This window comes from Mesorhizobium sp. M0292 (genome assembly GCF_040321695.1).
Classification (GTDB): Bacteria; Pseudomonadota; Alphaproteobacteria; order Rhizobiales; family Rhizobiaceae; genus Mesorhizobium.
The window spans coordinates 1-16,855 of sequence record NZ_JAMYSB010000007.1; the positions used below are offsets into that span (position 1 = coordinate 1).

General features: G+C 63.6%; 15 protein-coding genes. 7 read left to right on the forward strand and 8 right to left on the reverse strand.

Annotation, left to right across the window (positions count from 1 at the left end):
- Window positions 1-130 precede the first annotated feature (130 nt).
- Window positions 131-1,084, reverse strand: a complete 954-nt coding sequence (locus NKI96_RS12990) for a sulfonate ABC transporter substrate-binding protein (protein ID WP_352462799.1) — start codon at window positions 1,082-1,084, stop codon at window positions 131-133.
- A 282-nt stretch (window positions 1,085-1,366) separates the two neighbouring features.
- Here NKI96_RS12990 and NKI96_RS12995 point away from each other — a divergent pair, with 282 nt between their 5' ends.
- Window positions 1,367-1,654, forward strand: a complete 288-nt coding sequence (locus NKI96_RS12995) for a GIY-YIG nuclease family protein (RefSeq protein ID WP_023710330.1) — start codon at window positions 1,367-1,369, stop codon at window positions 1,652-1,654.
- Between the two features lie 136 nt (window positions 1,655-1,790).
- On the opposite strand, the gene NKI96_RS13000 is transcribed toward NKI96_RS12995, so the two are convergent.
- The 4 genes from NKI96_RS13000 to tauA all read right to left on the reverse strand — a co-directional run bounded on the left by NKI96_RS13000 (window position 1,791) and on the right by tauA (window position 4,878).
- Entirely contained in the window at window positions 1,791-1,973 is a 183-nt protein-coding gene (locus NKI96_RS13000; protein ID WP_023672089.1) for a hypothetical protein, read from the reverse strand.
- 81 nt (window positions 1,974-2,054) lie between these two features.
- The gene (locus NKI96_RS13005) at window positions 2,055-2,915 is read right to left on the reverse strand and encodes an ABC transporter permease subunit (protein WP_023742004.1); all 861 of its coding nucleotides are present in this window, start codon (window positions 2,913-2,915) and stop codon (window positions 2,055-2,057) included.
- The gene (locus NKI96_RS13010; RefSeq protein ID WP_023686044.1) at window positions 2,912-3,703 is read right to left on the reverse strand and encodes a taurine ABC transporter ATP-binding protein; all 792 of its coding nucleotides are present in this window, start codon (window positions 3,701-3,703) and stop codon (window positions 2,912-2,914) included. Before NKI96_RS13010 ends, NKI96_RS13005 begins: the two co-directional genes overlap by 4 nt.
- A 161-nt stretch (window positions 3,704-3,864) precedes the next feature.
- On the reverse strand, window positions 3,865-4,878 hold the full coding sequence (gene tauA / locus NKI96_RS13015; RefSeq protein ID WP_023710332.1) for a taurine ABC transporter substrate-binding protein: 1,014 nt from the start codon (window positions 4,876-4,878) through the stop codon (window positions 3,865-3,867).
- A gap of 232 nt (window positions 4,879-5,110) precedes the next feature.
- On the opposite strand from tauA, the gene NKI96_RS13020 reads away from it, so the two are divergent.
- The 6 genes from NKI96_RS13020 to NKI96_RS13045 all read left to right on the forward strand — a co-directional run bounded on the left by NKI96_RS13020 (window position 5,111) and on the right by NKI96_RS13045 (window position 10,709).
- Window positions 5,111-5,272: a hypothetical protein gene (locus tag NKI96_RS13020; protein WP_023706948.1), complete on the forward strand. Its 162-nt coding sequence runs from the start codon at window positions 5,111-5,113 to the stop codon at window positions 5,270-5,272.
- Between the two features lie 414 nt (window positions 5,273-5,686).
- On the forward strand, window positions 5,687-6,163 hold the full coding sequence (locus NKI96_RS13025) for an RrF2 family transcriptional regulator (protein WP_023672084.1): 477 nt from the start codon (window positions 5,687-5,689) through the stop codon (window positions 6,161-6,163).
- Between the two features lie 16 nt (window positions 6,164-6,179).
- On the forward strand, window positions 6,180-7,547 hold the full coding sequence (locus NKI96_RS13030; protein WP_023672083.1) for an FAD/NAD(P)-binding protein: 1,368 nt from the start codon (window positions 6,180-6,182) through the stop codon (window positions 7,545-7,547).
- A 227-nt stretch (window positions 7,548-7,774) separates the two neighbouring features.
- Window positions 7,775-9,208: a pyridoxal-phosphate dependent enzyme gene (locus NKI96_RS13035; RefSeq protein ID WP_023672082.1), complete on the forward strand. Its 1,434-nt coding sequence runs from the start codon at window positions 7,775-7,777 to the stop codon at window positions 9,206-9,208.
- Window positions 9,205-10,386 carry a trans-sulfuration enzyme family protein gene (locus NKI96_RS13040; protein ID WP_023702430.1) on the forward strand — a complete coding sequence of 394 codons (1,182 nt, stop codon included), beginning with the start codon at window positions 9,205-9,207 and terminating at the stop codon, window positions 10,384-10,386. The genes NKI96_RS13035 and NKI96_RS13040 overlap by 4 nt, the downstream gene beginning before the upstream one ends.
- Window positions 10,387-10,532: 146 nt before the next feature.
- Window positions 10,533-10,709 carry a hypothetical protein gene (locus NKI96_RS13045; protein WP_081725472.1) on the forward strand — a complete coding sequence of 59 codons (177 nt, stop codon included), beginning with the start codon at window positions 10,533-10,535 and terminating at the stop codon, window positions 10,707-10,709.
- 29 nt (window positions 10,710-10,738) lie between these two features.
- Here the strand turns inward: NKI96_RS13045 and NKI96_RS13050 are convergent, their stop codons facing one another.
- From NKI96_RS13050 to NKI96_RS13060, 3 genes are all read right to left on the reverse strand, one after another.
- Window positions 10,739-11,044 carry a UBP-type zinc finger domain-containing protein gene (locus NKI96_RS13050; RefSeq protein WP_023672079.1) on the reverse strand — a complete coding sequence of 102 codons (306 nt, stop codon included), beginning with the start codon at window positions 11,042-11,044 and terminating at the stop codon, window positions 10,739-10,741.
- Window positions 11,044-12,711, reverse strand: coding sequence for an FAD-dependent oxidoreductase (locus NKI96_RS13055; protein ID WP_352804714.1), 1,668 nt, complete (start codon window positions 12,709-12,711; stop codon window positions 11,044-11,046). The genes NKI96_RS13050 and NKI96_RS13055 overlap by 1 nt, the downstream gene beginning before the upstream one ends.
- 236 nt (window positions 12,712-12,947) lie before the next feature.
- Window positions 12,948-16,139, reverse strand: a complete 3,192-nt coding sequence (locus tag NKI96_RS13060; protein WP_352804717.1) for an amino acid permease — start codon at window positions 16,137-16,139, stop codon at window positions 12,948-12,950.
- Window positions 16,140-16,855: the final 716 nt, after the last annotated feature.

A 16,855-nucleotide genomic window follows, 5' to 3' on the forward strand; every position in this document is an offset into this window, starting at 1 on the left:
GCGGGTTTCTAACACTACACATCGCGGGGGGGGGGGTGGGGGGTTTTTTTGCCGGGTCCTGGCAAAACCCCCTGACTGTTACACCCCCCCGGCGGGGGGGGTTTCCGCGCCCGCCGCCACACGTGAAAGTTCAATTGCCCGGTGCGGTCCACACGGCGTCGGAGATGCGCACCGCGTTCGGGATCAGCTTGAGCTTGTAGAAGCGATCGGCTGTCGCCTGCTGGCCGGCGATGATCTCGTCGGTGATCGGGAAGATGCCGAATTTGGTGCGGTTGGCCGCGATCGTCTGTGCATCGAGCGGCACGCCGGTCACCTCATGCAGCGCCGCGGCGACCTTGTCGCGGTTCGCGTCCGCCCATTTCGCCGCCACGCCGAGCGCCGATATCGTCGTGGCGATCGTCTCCGGATGCGCCTTGGCGAAATCCTTGTTGGCGAGGAAATAGGTGTTCACCTTCAGCACCTCGCTGGAGCGCGCCAGCACGCGCGGCTGGTAGCGTGTCTCGGCGATGGCGTAGAACGGATCCCAGACCGCCCAGGCATCGATCTGGTCGCTGGCGAAAGCCGCCGCGGCATCGGCCGGGCTGAGATAGACCGGGGTGATCTGGTCGAAGGGGATGTTTGCTTTTTCGAGTGCCGCGACCAGCAGATTGTGCGCGCTGGTGCCTTTGCCGACGCCGATGCGCTTTCCCTTGAGGTCGGCGAGCGACTGGATCGGCGATGCCGGCTTGACGAAGATCGCTTCGCCGTCGCCATTGGCCGGCAGTGCCGCCGCATAGACGATGTTGGCGCCGGCCGACTGGCCGAAGATTGGCGGTGCGTCGCCGGTCCAGCCGACATCGATGGCGCCGACATTGAGCGCCTCGACCAGCGGCGGGCCGGCGGTGAATTCGACCCATTTCACCGCGACACCCTTGTCGCTCAGCGCCTTCTCGATCACCTGCTGCTGCCGGGCGATGACCGGCAGGCCGGTCTTCTGATAGCCGATGTTGAGCTGCTTCAACTCCTGCCCCGAGGCACTGAGCGAGGCGGAAATGCCCGCCGCCAACAGGCCGATGCCGAAGATGCGTCTGGTCAGGCTGAACATGATCCCTCTTCCTTCGCTGCGAACCGGCGCCGGGAAGGGCTGCCTGCCGTGGATGAGAGACAAGGCTAGGTAGGTCTATAAATTTAGTAGAGAAACGATTTTGCGAGTTGGCTGCTTGACGTGGAAATATTTTCTTCAGAACCCAGCGCTCGTCATCCTAGGGCGAAGCAAGGAGCGAAGCGACGCGGCGCAGACCTAGGATCCATGCCGTGACGTTTGGCGTAGAGTGAAACGGATCAGAATGTCGCTTGTGCGCGAACCGAGGCTCGATACCCTGAAACCATGACCGGCTACGTCTACATGACTGCAAGCCAAAAACGCGGCACGATCTACATCGGCGTCACCAACGATCTCGCCCGCCGCATGCCTGAACACAAATCCGGCCAGGGCGCAGGCTTCACCAGCCGCTACGGTGTTCAACGGCTGGTCTGGTATGAGGAATTCTTCGACATCACCGATGCCATTCAACGCGAGAAGTCGCTGAAGCGATGGCCGAGACAGTGGAAGATCGAACTGATAGAGAAGGCCAATCCGGAGTGGTTTGAGCTGTTTCGCGGAACCGGGTGGTAGGCGCCCGGTTTGTTGCTCCCCTGGAGCGTAGCATCAGCGTCTCGGCATGGATCCTAGGGTCTGCGCCGCGTCGCTTCGCTCCTTGCTTCGCCCTAGGATGACGAAATCGCGAAGGCTGGCGCTAATCACCATCACCTCACTGCGACCAATACTGCCAGGCCCAGTAAAATCCCTCGTCGCGTGGCGGCAGGCGGTCGCGTTCGGCGTCGAGTTGCACCGGGGCCGGCGATTTCGGTTGCGGCTGTGACGACGAGTTCTCCCGCCAGGCGAGCAGCCAGTTGCCGAGATGGGCGAACAGCACCGCGGTGGACTGGGTCATGACATCACTCCTTCTGTTCCGGGGTCGGCGGTCGCCGTGCTGCGAAGGGAAGCAGCCGGTCAAACCGGCAGAAACTTGTTGTCATTCCTTTCCCGCCCACGGAACCAGCTGACGCTCGATCCGGCGGATGATGAATTCCAGCACGAAGGCTATTGTCGCGATCACCACTATTCCCATCACCACGACATCGGTGACCAGGAACTGGGCGGCCGACTGGATCATGAAGCCGAGGCCGCGCGTTGCCGCCACCAGCTCGGCTGCAACCAGCGTCGACCAGCCGGCGCCGAGCGCGATGCGCAGGCCGGTGAGGATCGACGGCAGCGCGCTGGGCAGGATGACATGGCGCACCACTTGGCGCTGCGTCGCACCAAGCGAACGGGCCGCATCGATGCGCTCCTTTGAGACACCGCGCACGCCCGAGGCCGTCGACAGCGCCACCGGCGCCAGCATGGCAATGGCGATCACCAGGATCTTTGACGGCTCGCCGATGCCGAACCAGATGATGACCAGCGGCAGATAGGCGAGCGGCGGGATGGGCCGCAAAAATTCGAGCAACGGATCGAAGATGCCGCGCCCGACCGTCGAAATGCCGATAGCCAGCCCAACCGGAACGCCGATGACGATGGCCGCGAGCAGCGCCGCGAACACGCGGCCGAGGCTGGCGACGATATGCTGGAGCAAAGTCGCGTCGACGAAGCCGTCCTTGATCACCACGATGAACTTGGTCCACACGGCGGCGGGCGACGGCAGGAACACCGGCGACACCAGTTGCAGGCGCGCAGACAGCGCCCATGCCGCCAGCGCGGCCAGGATGGTGACGGCGCTGATCGCCCGCGAGGAAACCCCGCGCCGCTTCCGCACCGGCCGCGACCACGGCACCGAAATGGCATCGGCCTCGCCGGTCCCGGTGGCCGGCCGCTCGCTGTAGGAGGTGACGCTCATGCCGCCTCTCCTTCGAAGATCGCATCGGTCAGCTCGCCGCGCGCCGCGGCAAAGACTGGATCGGCCTTGATGGCGCGGATCGGCTCGCCTGCGGCATAGCGCCGGCTGAAACCGGTCTCGAATGTCCGCACCACGCGGCCCGGTCCGGGCGCCAAAACGACGATGCTTGTGGCCAGCACCAGCGCCTCCTCGATGCCGTGCGTGACCATCAGCACGCCGACCCGGCTTGCGGTCCACAGGTCGAGCAGTGTCGTCTGCATGCGCTCGCGCGTCAGCGCATCGAGTGCGCCGAGCGGTTCGTCGAGCAGCAGGAATTCCGGCTCGGCCGCGAGCGCTCGGGCGAGGCCGACGCGCTGGCGCATGCCGCCGGACAATTCCCAGATGCGTTTGTCGCCGACGCCGTCAAGCTTGACCAGCGCCAGCAACTGGTCGGCGCGGCGCGCCCGCTCGGCTTGCGGCACGCCGCGCAGCCTGAGCGCAAAGGCGACGTTTTCACGGGCCGTCAGCCAGGGAAACAGCGCATCGTTCTGGAACACGACCGCCCGGTCGGAGCCTGGGCCGGTGATCGGCCGGCCGCCGATCGTGGCGACCCCGCGCGCAGGCTCGACCAGGCCGGCGGCGACATTGAGCAGCGAGGTCTTGCCGCAGCCGGAGCGGCCGACCAGCACGACGAAATCGCCCTTGGCGACATCGATGGAAACTCGGTCGACCGCCGGCGCTGCCTGGCCGTCATAGTGAACCGAGACCTTGTCGAGTACGAGATGCGGGTGGAGTACGAGATGCGGCATGAAAAGGGGCTCCGGAAGAAAATCAGCCTGCCCCGGCCCTCGTTGAGCGGATCCGGGACAGGCAGCACGCGGCGTCAGGGAAGAGGAAACCGCGCGTGTTCAGAGCAATTCCAGGAAAAGTGTGAAGCGGTTTTCCGTCCGGAATTGCGTAAAACTGAAGATCAGTTCGAGGCCAGAGCCTCGGTCACGTATTTCGACGACACGTATTTCGAATAGTCGGGCAGCACGGCGTCGATCTTGCCCTGCTCCTTGAGGAAGGCCGAAGCTGCCTCGATCGCCTTGACCGTGCCGCCGCCGAGGAATTTGTCGGAAGCCTGCTCTTCCAATGTCGGGAAGACGTAACCCTTGAGGAGCTGCGGCACCTCTTCCAGTTTGGCGCCGGTGATCTTGGCGATCTTGGCCGCTTCCGGCGACGAAACCGACCATGCCTCGGGCTTGGCCAGGAACTGGGCATAGGATTCGCCGGTCACCTTGACGAAATCGCGCACGGCGTCCGGGTTCTTTTCGGCGAAGTCGGTGCGCACGATCCAGGCGTCGAAGGTCGGCGCGCCCCAGGCGGCAACCTGCGAGGAATCCAGCACCACCTTGCCTGTCGTCTTGATCTGGCCGAGCGCCGGATCCCAGACATAGGCCGCGTCTATGTCGCCGCGGGCGAAGGCGGCGGCTATTTCCGGTGGCCTGAGATTAAGGATTTCGACCGACTTCGGGTCGACGTTTTCGTGCTTCAGCGCGGCAAGCAGGCTGTAATGCGTGGTCGACACAAACGGCACCGCCACCTTCTTGCCGGCGAGGTCGGCGATCTTCTCGATGCCGGATCCATTGCGGGCGACCAGCGCCTCGGACTGGCCGATCAGGCCGACGACAAAGATGGTCTGGATCGGCAGTTCGCGGCTGGCGGCCGCGGCCAGCGGACTCGAGCCGACATAGCCGATATCGACCGAACCGGATGCGACGGCGGCGATGACATCGGCACCGGAATCGAACTTACGCCAGTCGATCGTTGCCTTGGTCGCCTTTTCATAGGCGCCGTCGGCCTGTGCTACTTTCGAAGGTTCGACCACCGTTTGGTAGCCAATGGTGATGTTGAGGTCCTGCGCCTGGGCCGGGCCGAGGAAGGCCGCACCCGCCAAAGCTGCCGACGACAGGAGGACAATGCGTCGCGAAATGCTGGACATGAAAGGCTCCATGAAAAATGAGAAAAACCGGATGCCTGTTCATAGTCAGCTAATTCTATCATTCTTGTAGAGTTAAATCGTTCCAAGGAAAAAGCACTTGTTAGAAAAAAACCAACGGCTGATGCGGGCGCGGTGACCGGCCCGTGTCGGACCGTGCACAAACGCAAACGGCGCCCCAAAGGTGCTGAAGAGTTGGTGGTCCTGCCAACCCTCGCTACGGAAGAGGCCTGATTTGGTGCTCGGCGCGCCGCTTGCGGCCTGCCGCAGGATCGATGTCGAGCCGTTGAGCCTCACCGACTTCCGCAGCGACGGCCACCGCTGGATGCTGCGGTCAAGCGGCGTGCCGGTGGCCGCCAAGGCCGCCCGGTCTCAGAGCGGCAAGGCGGCGTCCTGATATCGGGCGCAGGGCGGCGCCCGAGTTGTCGGGAGTCATGTTCGCCGATCCGCGGGCTGCGACCCAAAATTCCCGGCAAAGCCCCAAATGGCGCAAATCCATGCTGTAAAAGACGGTTGATTTGAAAACACGTTCCGCGTGTTCGAGGGTAAGTATAGTAATCTTATCGACATTGGGAGCAGGAGCCGCCGTTCATCGCCGCAATCGCTCGCGGCTGGCTGTGACCGTAACGGCACAAAGCCTTGCCAAAGTGGCCCCTGCGGCGTGAAAACGAAGCAAAATCAAGGTTTCTCGGCTTGTATATCATGTCAGTAGAATTTATGTGTCGAAGCAGCTTGCACGCGGCGGGGAGGCACGTCAGGCGTTTCGCAACCGATGGTTTGGGCCATCGCCTGACAGAGAAACATTCGGTCTATGCTCACCAAAAAAGGCAAGTACGGCCTCAAGGCGCTGGTCCATCTGGCGCATCTGCCGGTGGGACAGCTCGCCTTCGTCGGCGACATCGCCAGCGGCAACAACATCCCGAAGAAATTCCTCGACGCCATTCTGGGCGAATTGCGCAATGCCGGTTTCGTCCAGAGCCGCAAGGGCAAGGATGGCGGCTATCGCCTGGCGCGCCCGGCCGACGAGATCAAGGTCGGCCATGTCGTGCGCGTCCTCGACGGACCGCTGGCGCCCATCCCCTGCGCCAGCCGCACCCAGTATCAGCGCTGTGAAGACTGCAATGAGGCGACATGCCAAGTCCGACATCTGATGCTCGAGGTCCGGCAGGCGATCGCCGAGGTGCTCGACCAGCGCACGCTGGCCGAGATGCGCGACATCGTCCTCGACGACCTTCCGGTCGCGAGGGACATCGACGAGCTTGCGCCGGCGCAAAAGGTCCCCGCCTGATCCTGAGCGTGCTCGCATGAGCGTCGCGCGCGCCAATTCGATCATCCGCAGCTCGATCATCATCGTCGGCGGCGGCGCCAGCGGCGTCGTGCTTGCCGCGCATCTGCTGAAGTCGCCCAACCCGGACCTTCGCGTCACGCTGATCGAAAAGCGTCCGCATTTCGGCCAGGGCATCGCCTATTCGACGCTCTTATCGGCGCACGTGCTGAATGTCAGCGCCGCGGGGATGAGCGCCTATGCCGACGATCCCCTGAATTTCTGGCGCTGGTTGCAGGGGCGCGGCCTGATAAGCCAGGAACAGACGCCGCAGACACCCTTCTATGCACCGCGCAGCGTCTATGCCCGCTACCTCAAGGAAGTGCTCGACGAACTCGAAGCGCGCGAAAAGGAAACCGGCCGTCTCAGGCTGATTCGCGAGGAAAGCCTGTCGATCTCGCCGACATCGTCCGGTGTCGAAGTGGTGCTGGCCAACGGCACCAGCGTCGTCGCGCATCTGGCGGTGCTTGCCACCGGCCACGACGAGCAGCCCGGCGCCGGCCAAGGTCATGCCATCCGCATGGGCACCGAGGCCGACACAGCGCTCGATCCTGAAGCCCGCGTGCTGGTGCTGGGCACCGGGCTCAGCATGGTCGATGCCTTCCTGTCGCTCGAGCAGCGCGGCCATCGCGGCGAGATCGTCGCCGTGTCGCGGCGCGGCCTGCTGCCGTCGCCGCACCGCAAGGGCAACCCGATCAAGCTCGACGTCGCCGACATTCCGCTCGGCACGCAGCTCTCCTATTTCGTCGGCTGGTTCCGCGACCTGATCCGAGAAAACCAGAAGGCCGGCATCGACTGGCGCGACGTCGTCGATGGGCTGCGACCCTTCAACCAGAAGATCTGGCAGAACTGGCCGTCCTCGGCCAAGCGCCGCTTCGTCGAGCACACCAAGGCCTGGTGGGACATCCATCGCCATCGGCTGGCGCCCGAGGTGCATGCCCGCGTCACCGAGGCGGTGCGCACCGGCCGCATCCGCCCGGTCGCCGGCCGTGTCGTCGGCATCGAGGCCGGCGATGGATTCACCGTCGGCATCCAGTCCCGCCACACAAAGGCGCTGGAAACGCTGCAGGTCGCCCGCATCTATGATTGCACCGGCATCGCCCGCGATATCTCGACGACGTCGAACAGCGTCGTGCGCTCGCTGGTCGACCGCGGCCTGGCGCGGCCCGACCCGCTGCGGCTTGGTCTCGATGTCACAGCCAAATGCGAAATCATCGCCGGCGACGGCACCGCATCGGCCAAGATCCTCGCCGTCGGGCCGCTGACCCGCGGCACCTTCTTCGAGATCGACGCCATCCCCGATATCCGAGTCCAGTGTGCGCGGCTGAGCAAGCAGCTGCTGGGGTAAAGCTGTTGACGTCGGTGGGATAGCACGCCCCTCAGAGGGGGGTGGGAAGGATCGCTACGGAGGGTGTTGGGCTTGAGTCCAAAGCCGGCCTAAAACTGGAATTCCATTCCCCCTCTCGCCGGTTGATTGGCACGATCTACCTTCTTTCCGACTGCAAACGGCCGGAAAAGAAGCTACGCTGCCGCTCTGCCCCCGAGGCGGTCGCTTGTTCAAGGGAGCACATCGATATGAGCGAGCACGGAAAAGCTGCGCCAGGCAGTTCGGACGGCGCGTTATCCCGCCTGCGTCCGCCCTACGCCTCGGTGCTCGACCTCATCGGCCAGACGCCGGTGGTCGAACTGACCAAATTCGACACCGGCAAGTGCCGGCTGTTCATCAAGCTCGAAAGCCAGAATCCAGGCGGCTCGATCAAGGACCGCATTGCGCTGTCTATGATTTCCGCGGCCGAGAAGGAAGGCAAGCTCAAGCGCGGCGGCACCATCGTCGAGGCGACCGCCGGGAATACCGGCCTCGGCCTCGCCCAGGTCGGCATCCCCAAGGGCTACCGCATCATCCTCGTCGTGCCCGACAAGATGTCGCGCGAAAAGATCCAGCATCTGCGCGCGCTCGGCGCCGAAGTGCGCATGACGCGCTCCGATGTCGGCAAGGGCCATGCCGAATATTACCAGGACATGGCCGAGAAGATCGCATCGGAAACGCCCGGCGCCTTCTACGCCAACCAGTTCGCCAACCCGGCCAACCCCGAGGCGCATGAGACCACCACCGGACCGGAAATCCTTGCCCAGCTCGATGGCGACCTCGACGCCGTGGTCGTCGGCGTCGGCTCCGGCGGTACGCTGACCGGGCTTGGCCGCTACTTCGCCAGAACATCGCCGAAGACCGAAATGGTGCTGGCCGATCCCGTCGGATCGGTGCTGGCGCCGCTGATCAAGACCGGCAAGATGGAAGAGGCCGGCAGCTGGACCGTCGAAGGCATCGGCGAGGATTTTGTGCCGCCCAATGCCGATCTGTCGCTGGTCAGGAAAGCCTATTCCATCCCAGACAAGCAGAGCATGCTGGCCGTGCGGGACCTGCTTTCGAAGGAAGGCATTCTCGCCGGCTCGTCTTCCGGCACGCTGCTGTCGGCCGCGCTTCGCTATTGCCGCGAGCAGACGACAGCAAAACGCGTCGTCACCTTCGTCTGCGACAGCGGCAACAAATACCTGTCCAAGGTGTTCGACGATTTCTGGCTGGCCGAGCAGGGGCTGGCCGAACAGGAACAGCATGGCGATCTGCGCGACCTTGTCGTGCGCTCGCACCGCACCGGCGACACCGTCTATGTCGGCCCCGACGAAAGCCTGCTCAACGCCTATGGCCGCATGCGCCGCTCCGATGTCTCGCAGCTGCCGGTGCTGGACAACGGCAAGCTGGTCGGCATTATCGATGAGGGCGATATATTGGCCAAGGTCGACGGCCCCTATGACGGCCGCTGGGACCGCTTCAACGCTCCGGTGTGCACCGCCATGACCTCCAATCTGCACACGCTGCAGGCCAGCCAGACGCTGGATGCGCTGCTGCCGGTGTTCGACCGCAACGAGGTCGCCATCATCTTCGATGGCGACGAGTTCGTCGGCCTGATAACCCGTATCGACCTGATCAACCATTTAAGGCGCGCACGATGACTGCTGAAACACCCCCATCGGGCAAGAACCGCCTGGCTTTTTCCACGCGCACCATCCATGGCGGCCAGAGCCATGACCCGCTGACCGGCGCGGTGATGGTGCCGATCTACGCGACCTCGACCTATGGCCAGCAGTCGCCCGGCGTGCACAAGGGGTTTGAGTACGCCCGCAGCCAGAACCCGACCCGCTTCGCCTTCGAGCGCGCGGTGGCCGATCTCGAAAGCGGCTCGGCCGCCTTTGCATTCGCGTCCGGCCTGGCGGCGATCTCGACCGTGCTCGAGCTGCTCGACAGCGGCGCCCATATCGTTGCAACCGACGACATCTATGGCGGCTCGTTCCGGCTGATGGAGCGGGTGCGCAAGCGCTCGGCCAATCTGCAGGTCTCCTTCGTCGATTTTACCGACCTCGCCGCTGTCGAAGCCGCTATCCGTCCGGAGACGAAACTGCTCTGGGTCGAAACGCCCACCAATCCGCTGCTGCGCATCGTCGACCTCGAAGGCGTTGCGGCACTCGCCAGGCGCAAAGGGGTTTTGACGGTCGCCGACAACACGTTCTGCAGCCCCTACATCCAGCGGCCGCTTGAACTCGGCATCGACATCGTCGTCCATTCGACGACAAAATATCTCAACGGCCATTCCGACATGGTCGGCGGCGTCGCCATCGTCGGCGACAACAAGGATCTCGCCGCCCAGCTGAAATTCCTGCAGAACGCCATCGGCGCCATCTCCGGTCCCTTCGACAGTTTTCTCGCGCTGCGCGGCATCAAGACACTGGCGCTCAGGATGGAGCGGCATTCCACGAACGGCCTGAAGATTGCGCAGTGGCTGGAGGCGCGAAAAGATGTGCGCCGCGTCGTCTATCCCGGCCTGGCCAGCCATCCGCAGCACGCCATCGCCGTCCAACAGATGCATGCCTTCGGCGGCATGATCTCGGTCGACCTCGACCGCGACCTCGCCGGCACCAAACGCTTCCTCGAACGGACGCAATTGTTCACGCTGGCTGAAAGCCTCGGCGGCGTCGAAAGCCTGATCGAACACCCGGCGCTGATGACGCACGGCTCGATCCCGGCGGAAAAGCGCGCGGAAATCGGCATTTCGGATTCGCTGGTGCGGTTGTCGTCGGGGATAGAGGATGGCGATGATCTGATCGCCGACCTGGACCAGGCGCTGCGGGGGTAGGCGTACCAGATGCGTACCGATGACAATGAGGGGCGGCGCTGACCGTCGAGATTAAATCCCAATCCGCCGCGCGTTAACACATTCAGCAGCCTTTGCTTAACCCTTCGCCGCTATGTCCCGCCTGGGGAGGCATGGCGAGAGTGAGTATGATGGACAACAACCCGGAAAAGCGCAGCGAATGGCGCGCCATTTTTTATGTGCAGGCCCGCGTGGCCATCCTGTTCGTCCCGGTCGTCGCCAGTCTTCTGATCATTGCCGCACTTGCCGGCAACGACCACAATCCCAATGCCATAGACCGCACGGTTACTGGCTCGGTGAAATAGGCGCAGCGGTCGGCCGACAGTCGGCCGCCTCAGAAAAACTTCGGGATCGGGCCGTTCTGAGGCGTCACGTCGCCTTCCAGGTCGATGAACGCCTCGTCGACAAAGCACCATGCCCAGCCTTCCGGCGGGTCGTAGCCTTCGATGATCGGGTGCTTTGTGGCGTGGAAATGCTTGGTGGCGTGGCGGTTGGGCGAGTCGTCGCAGCAGCCGACATGGCCGCAGGTGCGGCACAGCCTGAGATGCACCCACATGGAGCCGCTCTTCAGGCACTCCTCGCAGCCGAGCGCGCTCGGCGTCACCGTCTTGATGTCGCGCGTGTGTTTGCATTCATCCATTATGCTCTCCTGGCCAGTTCGGGCGCTGCTGCGTTGGGTCGCGCGAGATACGCGTGCAAGGCAGCCACCACCTGGGCGCCTTCGCCGACGGCGGCGGCGACCCGCTTGACCGAGCCGGAGCGCACGTCGCCGATGGCGAACACGCCGCTGCGGCTGGTCTCCATCTGGCCCGCCCCTATGTCGGCGCCGGTGCGCACGAAGCCCCTGGCGTCGAGCGCGATATCGCACCCAGCCAGCCAATCGGTGTTGGGGTCGGCGCCGATGAACAGGAAGAGATGCTGGATCGGGCGCGTCTCGACGCCGCCGGGGTTGCGCCAGCGCAACTGGGTGAGATTGCCGCCTTCGCCTTCCAGCGCCTCGATCTCTGTCTCGCCAAGCACCTCGATGTTGGGTTGCGCCTCGATACGCTCGACCAGATAGCGCGACATGGTTTCCCTGAGGCGGCCGCGGCGCGCCAGCATCGTCACCTTGCGGACCTGGCTGGCGAGATAGACGGCCGCCTGCCCCGCCGAATTGCCGGCGCCGACCAGCGCCACTTCTTGCCCTGTGCATAGCCGCGCCTCGATCGGCGAGGCCCAGTAATGCACCGACGTGCCCTCGAACTCGGCCAGCTTGGCGATGTCGAGGCGGCGGTAGCGGGCGCCGCTGGCGATCACCACCGTGCGTGCGCGCAGGCTTTCACCGTCGCCGACGGTAAGCGTGTAGCCCTCGCCTGCTGCACCGAGCAGCTTGGCCTCGTCGGGGATGACTATTTCGACGCCGAATTTCTGCGCCTGGTTGTAGGCGCGCGCCATCAGCGCCATGCCGGAAATGCCGGTGGGGAAACCCAGATAGTTCTCGATGCGCGCGGAGGCGCCGGCCTGGCCGCCGAAGGCGCGGCAATCGAGCACGATGGTCGACAGCCCTTCGGATGCCGCATAGACCGCGGCCGCCAGCCCCGCCGGCCCGGCGCCGACAATGGCGACGTCATAGACCATGTCGGGATCGATCGGCCGCAGCAGGCCGATGCAGCGGGCAAGTTCGGTTTCGCTGGGATTGTGCATCAGCTTGCCGTTGGGGCAGAGCACGATCGGCAGATGGTGCGGGTCAACATGAAAATGCTCAATCAGCGTCTTGGCGCACGGGTCGCTGTCGGAATCGAGCGCGCGGTGCGGCTGGCCGCTGCGGCGCAGAAATCCCTGCAGCCGCAGCGTGTCGCCATTGCCGGCCGGGCCGATGACGACCGGCCCGCTCGAGCCGCTTTCCAGAAGCCCGACGCGGCGCAGGATCAGCGCCCGCATGATCCGCTCGCCAAGGCTTGCCTCCTGCACCATCAGGTCGCGCAGCCGCTGCGAGGGGATGACGAAGGCCTCGACCGGCTCGGCCGCCTCCGCATTGACCAGCGACGGCCGGCTGGAAAGCTGCGCCAGCTCGCCGATGAAATTGCCGGGACCATGAGTGACGATGGTCTCGCGCCGGCCAGGCCTGACATCCTGGGTGATATCGACCGTGCCCGACAGGATGACGATCAGCCCCGGCGCTACGGTGCCGGCGGTGACGATATGCTCGCCGGCGGCATAGGAACTCGCCTCGCCGAACCGGCGCATGCGCTCGATATCGGCGTCGCCCAGGATGGGAAACATCTGGTCGCGGCGGGTGACGGTGATCGGCTGGGTGGGTGGGGCCATAGGTGCGAGCGTAGCGCCGAGACGGCCGGGTTTGAAGTGGTTTGTTAAGCGCCTGGCCGGGAGGGCAGGTTGGTTCCCGCACCAACTCGTGCGGATGCCTCACATGGCCCCGCGCTGCAAGGCAAACAGCGCGCCGACCAGTGCGACCTTTGTAAGGGCGAGCCCGAGCAGTACCGTCGGCAGTCCTCGCTCACCGGTGTGTTGCAGGAGCAGCGCGCCGACGAACGGCGCCGCGGCTATCGCGTTACGCCAAGCGCCTGGGGTGCGGTGGTATCCTCGGGCTCCCCGAAGGCAGATCCCGGCGAAAGCCCATTCGTCACATCTTTGTAGAGCGCTATCGGATGCGGGCGCCCCACCAGATATCCTTGGATTTCGGGACATCCTTCCCTCATCAGGAAGGCACGCTCGTCCTCTGTTTCGACACCCTCCGCGATGACAGGCAAGGCCAGCGCATTCCCCAGGCTGAGTATCGTGCGCACGATGGCGGCCGATTGGACATTCGAACCGACACCCGAAACAAAACTGCGATCGATCTTGATCTTGTCGAATGGAAACGCCTGCAGCGAGGACAGCGAGGCATACCCGGTGCCAAAATCATCCATCGAGACCCTGACGCCCAACGCCTTCAACCTCCGCAAAACCGACAAGGCGGTTGCCCGGTCGCGGATGAGAACCCCTTCCGTGATTTCCAGTTCCAGCCGCCCCGGAGCAAGGCCGGTCTCGTAGAGGATAGAATGAACGAGGCCTACCAGGTCCCCGAAACGGAACTGCACGGGAGAGAGGTTGACGGCGATCTGCAGCGGTGAGGGCCAGGAGGCCGCGTCTCTGCACGCCTGCCTGAGCGTCCATTCACCTATCTCAACGATCGTGCCATCCTGTTCGGCAAGCGAGACAAACGCGTTTGGGGAGATGAGCCCATGTTTTGGATGGTGCCATCGGGCGAGTGCCTCGAAACCGAAGATTTCGCCGTCTATCCTGGCTTGCGGCTGGTAATGAAGCACAAGTTCGCCATGGCCGACCGCAGAGCGCAAATCTCGCTGCAAGGCGTAGCGCTCTCTTAGCCGCTTATCCATCTCAGGATCGAAGAATTGCACCATTCGACGGCCGTCCGCCTTGGCCCGGTAGAGCGCTGCGTCGGCATTTGCCATCAGCGCCGCTGCATTCTCTCCGTCTTTCGGATAGATCGCCGCCCCGATGCTCACCCCGATCGAAATGTGCTGGCCCCGGATTTCGAATTTGCCTGCCGCCGATTCGAACAGACGGTCCGCAACGTCCTTGGCACTCGCGGACCGGTCATCCATGGCCAGGACAACCGTGAATTCGTCGCCACCCATGCGCGCGATAAAGGCCTCAGGCGCCGCGGTTTGGAGACGCCGGGAAATGGTGCAAAGCAGATCGTCGCCGGCGGCGTGCCCGAAAACGTCGTTCGCCTCTTTAAAATGGTCAAGGTCGATGCTGAAGACGGCAAAGCTGGCGTGCGTTGCTTTTGCGCGCTCGAGCGTCGTGGCCAGGTGTGCTGCAAGCGCGGCTCGGTTCGCCAGGCCGGTAAGCGGATCGTGGTGCGCGAGATGCGCGATTTCCTCGTGCCGTGCCATCAGTTCGGTGCGCGCTACGTTCATGTTCTCGCGCGCGTCGTCCAGGCCGTGGGCGGCTTCCCTCACCTTGTCCTGGAGCAGGTTGAAGCTTTCGGCCATCTCTCCAAGTTCGTCACGAGAGTTTACCGTAACCGGCATGATGTTCACGGAGGCATGCGCCGCAGCGAGGTCTCCCCGCCCCAGGGCGACCATGGCGAGAGAGAAATCCTTCAGCGTTCCGGATGTCAGACGCTTTGCCGCGTTGCTCACCTCGGTCGCCGAATGGGTGATCATTCCCGGCAAGATCAGGCCAACGCTGATGGTCAGCAGCGCGACAACGACAAAAATGTCCTCCAGCGCGGCGACCAATGAAGTGTCGCCTTGGGGAACGCTGCCGATCGCCAGGAAATAGCCGGCACCGTCAAGCACGAGCACAAAAAGCATGGCTCCGGTAAGCTTCAGGTGAAGCGTATGTGGCAGCAAGGGTAGACCGAGTGCGTATCGATCCTCCATCGTGCGCCAGGCGTAGAGCGCAGCACCCGAATATGCCAAAGCCAGACCGAACAGGACGGTAGGAAGGCCAAATTGCTGAAATCCCAGTATGGCGGTCAACAGCCATATTGCAGCCGCGCCTACGCCAAGGATGATCGTTCCCCTGGGAGCCCGGAAGGGTCGCTCGGCTTCGGGACTGTCACGGCGCAAGAGCCAGACTGCGATGTTTGGCATGCAGATGCTGATCAGGTACGTAAAATTGGCCGCGGCGATCATCCAGAGCGGATACCCGCACAGCATGAAGCCGATTGCCGCGGCAGCTGTGAGCAGCGTTGCCGCCCAGGGACAATCTGTTGAGGTGCGCCTGGCCAGGAAGCTCGGCAGCAGGCCGTCTTCGCTCAGCTGCGCAAGGGTCCGCGCGGCGCCTGCCAATGGCTGCAACGTTCCATGGAACATGTTCAGCATGATGAGCCAGATGGCGGCCGCCTTGCCGAAACTCCCCAACAAGGGCGCAAAGGTGGGCCCGAGAGCTATGGCGAGGTCGGTGCCGAGCGGCTCCGGCCCGAGCACACCCAGCCAGACAACCGGCAGGACCAGGAAATAGACGCCGGCCATTGCGGCGCTGGCCCACATCGCCAGAGGAATGTTGCGGTTGGGATCGATGGTTTCGCCAACATGGCAGGCTGCAGCCTCAAATGCCGGTGCGGCAAACCCGATCAGGTACAGTCCCGCCATCACCGACGTGATATCGCCGAACAGGCCGGTAAACGGGCTGGTCAGGGCAAAATCCGTCGCCTGCCGCCAGTCGACCGAGCCACTGATGACCGGGACGAGGGATGAGAGAAACGCAAGCGTCGCGGAGGCAGTGGCGATCGGGATCGCCAGTTGGACCACCCACTTGATTCCACACAGGTTGACCGCCGTAAAGAATGCGATGAGCCCGCAGGCGACCGCCTCCACGGGGAGGCCCGGCAGGTACCATTGCTGGATTGCAGACGCTGAAAGAACCGCTGTCAGTCCGCAGGTCGGCACCCAACCCCACCAATAGCAGGTGCCCGTCAGAGCCGAGAGAACGGGACTGTAAGGTCGGAAGGCTTCGGCGCACGCTGCAGAGATACCGCCGACGCGGTTTGGCCACATGAGAACCAATTCGGTCCACGCAGGCGCGGCGGCCCAGCCTAGAAGCAGACCAACAACGAGCAAAGGAACCGCAGCGCTTCCTTGACCGGGAATATTCCCCTGACCGACAAAAAGGGCGGCAATCAGAAACAGGCTTTGATTGCTGCCACCCATGGCGAGCGCTGTCGTGCCCATCCATCCCAAGGTTCTCGGGTGCGGTCGTGAAGGCGTGAGGCCCGGCATTCAGAGACATCCATTCGAGTGCGGAGCGCTGTCTGACTGGCGAATGTAACCTGCGGAGATATGTCTGTCGAACGTCGCGCTCCCGAAGTCAAAGTTGGACCTTAGGTGAGACGTATTAAGACTTCGTACCAAACCAGATCCGCCCGATGATGCTGTCAACTTGCGGTAGCTGCGGTTCAATCATGCTGATGCCGGCCCGAATGGATCGATCTCCTCCGACCTGGGATATCATATCAATTTTATCTAATCGCCCACTATGAGAATAGTCGCGAATACAGCCTAATATCGATTATTATCGACAAATCTCGTGATTGCGGGGCGCCATCATTCGAAACGGCGGCTGAAGTCGACTGTAAATCGCTAAACACATTGACCGCTTTTGACTTCGTACCTCGCCATCGTGGGGGCAAGCACCGAGACTTCACGCCGTGCCTCAAGTTGGAGCTAACTTGTGCGAGCACGCCGCATAGCCCCGCGTTGCAGGGCAAACAGCGCGCCGACCAGGCTGGGCGCGGCGGTCGGCCTTGGCGCGCTGGTGGGTCCTTCCCAGGCCGGCGCCCGTACGGTCGATATGGCGATCGCTCGCTACCATCATCCGATCTGCACCAAACTGGCCTCGGTGACATTTCTGACCATAGGCGTGGCGACGCTCTGGACCGGCCTGCCCGGTTCTGCCGGCCGCGGTGATTTTCTATGGCGCCCGCATCGGCTAGCAT

What these genes read in the sequence shown, in the direction of transcription:
- NKI96_RS13010 (WP_023686044.1), bottom strand. Translation starts at nt 3,703, where the DNA reads ATGCCGCATCTCGTACTCCACCCGCATCTCGTACTCGACAAGGTCTCG.
- NKI96_RS13005 (WP_023742004.1), bottom strand. Translation starts at nt 2,915, where the DNA reads ATGAGCGTCACCTCCTACAGCGAGCGGCCGGCCACCGGGACCGGCGAG.
- NKI96_RS13055 (WP_352804714.1), bottom strand. Translation starts at nt 12,711, where the DNA reads ATGGCCCCACCCACCCAGCCGATCACCGTCACCCGCCGCGACCAGATG.
- NKI96_RS13045 (WP_081725472.1), top strand. Translation starts at nt 10,533, where the DNA reads ATGATGGACAACAACCCGGAAAAGCGCAGCGAATGGCGCGCCATTTTT.
- NKI96_RS13050 (WP_023672079.1), bottom strand. Translation starts at nt 11,044, where the DNA reads ATGGATGAATGCAAACACACGCGCGACATCAAGACGGTGACGCCGAGC.
- NKI96_RS12995 (WP_023710330.1), top strand. Translation starts at nt 1,367, where the DNA reads ATGACCGGCTACGTCTACATGACTGCAAGCCAAAAACGCGGCACGATC.
- NKI96_RS13060 (WP_352804717.1), bottom strand. Translation starts at nt 16,139, where the DNA reads ATGCCGGGCCTCACGCCTTCACGACCGCACCCGAGAACCTTGGGATGG.
- NKI96_RS12990 (WP_352462799.1), bottom strand. Translation starts at nt 1,084, where the DNA reads ATGTTCAGCCTGACCAGACGCATCTTCGGCATCGGCCTGTTGGCGGCG.
- NKI96_RS13030 (WP_023672083.1), top strand. Translation starts at nt 6,180, where the DNA reads ATGAGCGTCGCGCGCGCCAATTCGATCATCCGCAGCTCGATCATCATC.
- NKI96_RS13025 (WP_023672084.1), top strand. Translation starts at nt 5,687, where the DNA reads ATGCTCACCAAAAAAGGCAAGTACGGCCTCAAGGCGCTGGTCCATCTG.
- NKI96_RS13040 (WP_023702430.1), top strand. Translation starts at nt 9,205, where the DNA reads ATGACTGCTGAAACACCCCCATCGGGCAAGAACCGCCTGGCTTTTTCC.
- tauA (WP_023710332.1), bottom strand. Translation starts at nt 4,878, where the DNA reads ATGTCCAGCATTTCGCGACGCATTGTCCTCCTGTCGTCGGCAGCTTTG.
- NKI96_RS13035 (WP_023672082.1), top strand. Translation starts at nt 7,775, where the DNA reads ATGAGCGAGCACGGAAAAGCTGCGCCAGGCAGTTCGGACGGCGCGTTA.
- NKI96_RS13000 (WP_023672089.1), bottom strand. Translation starts at nt 1,973, where the DNA reads ATGACCCAGTCCACCGCGGTGCTGTTCGCCCATCTCGGCAACTGGCTG.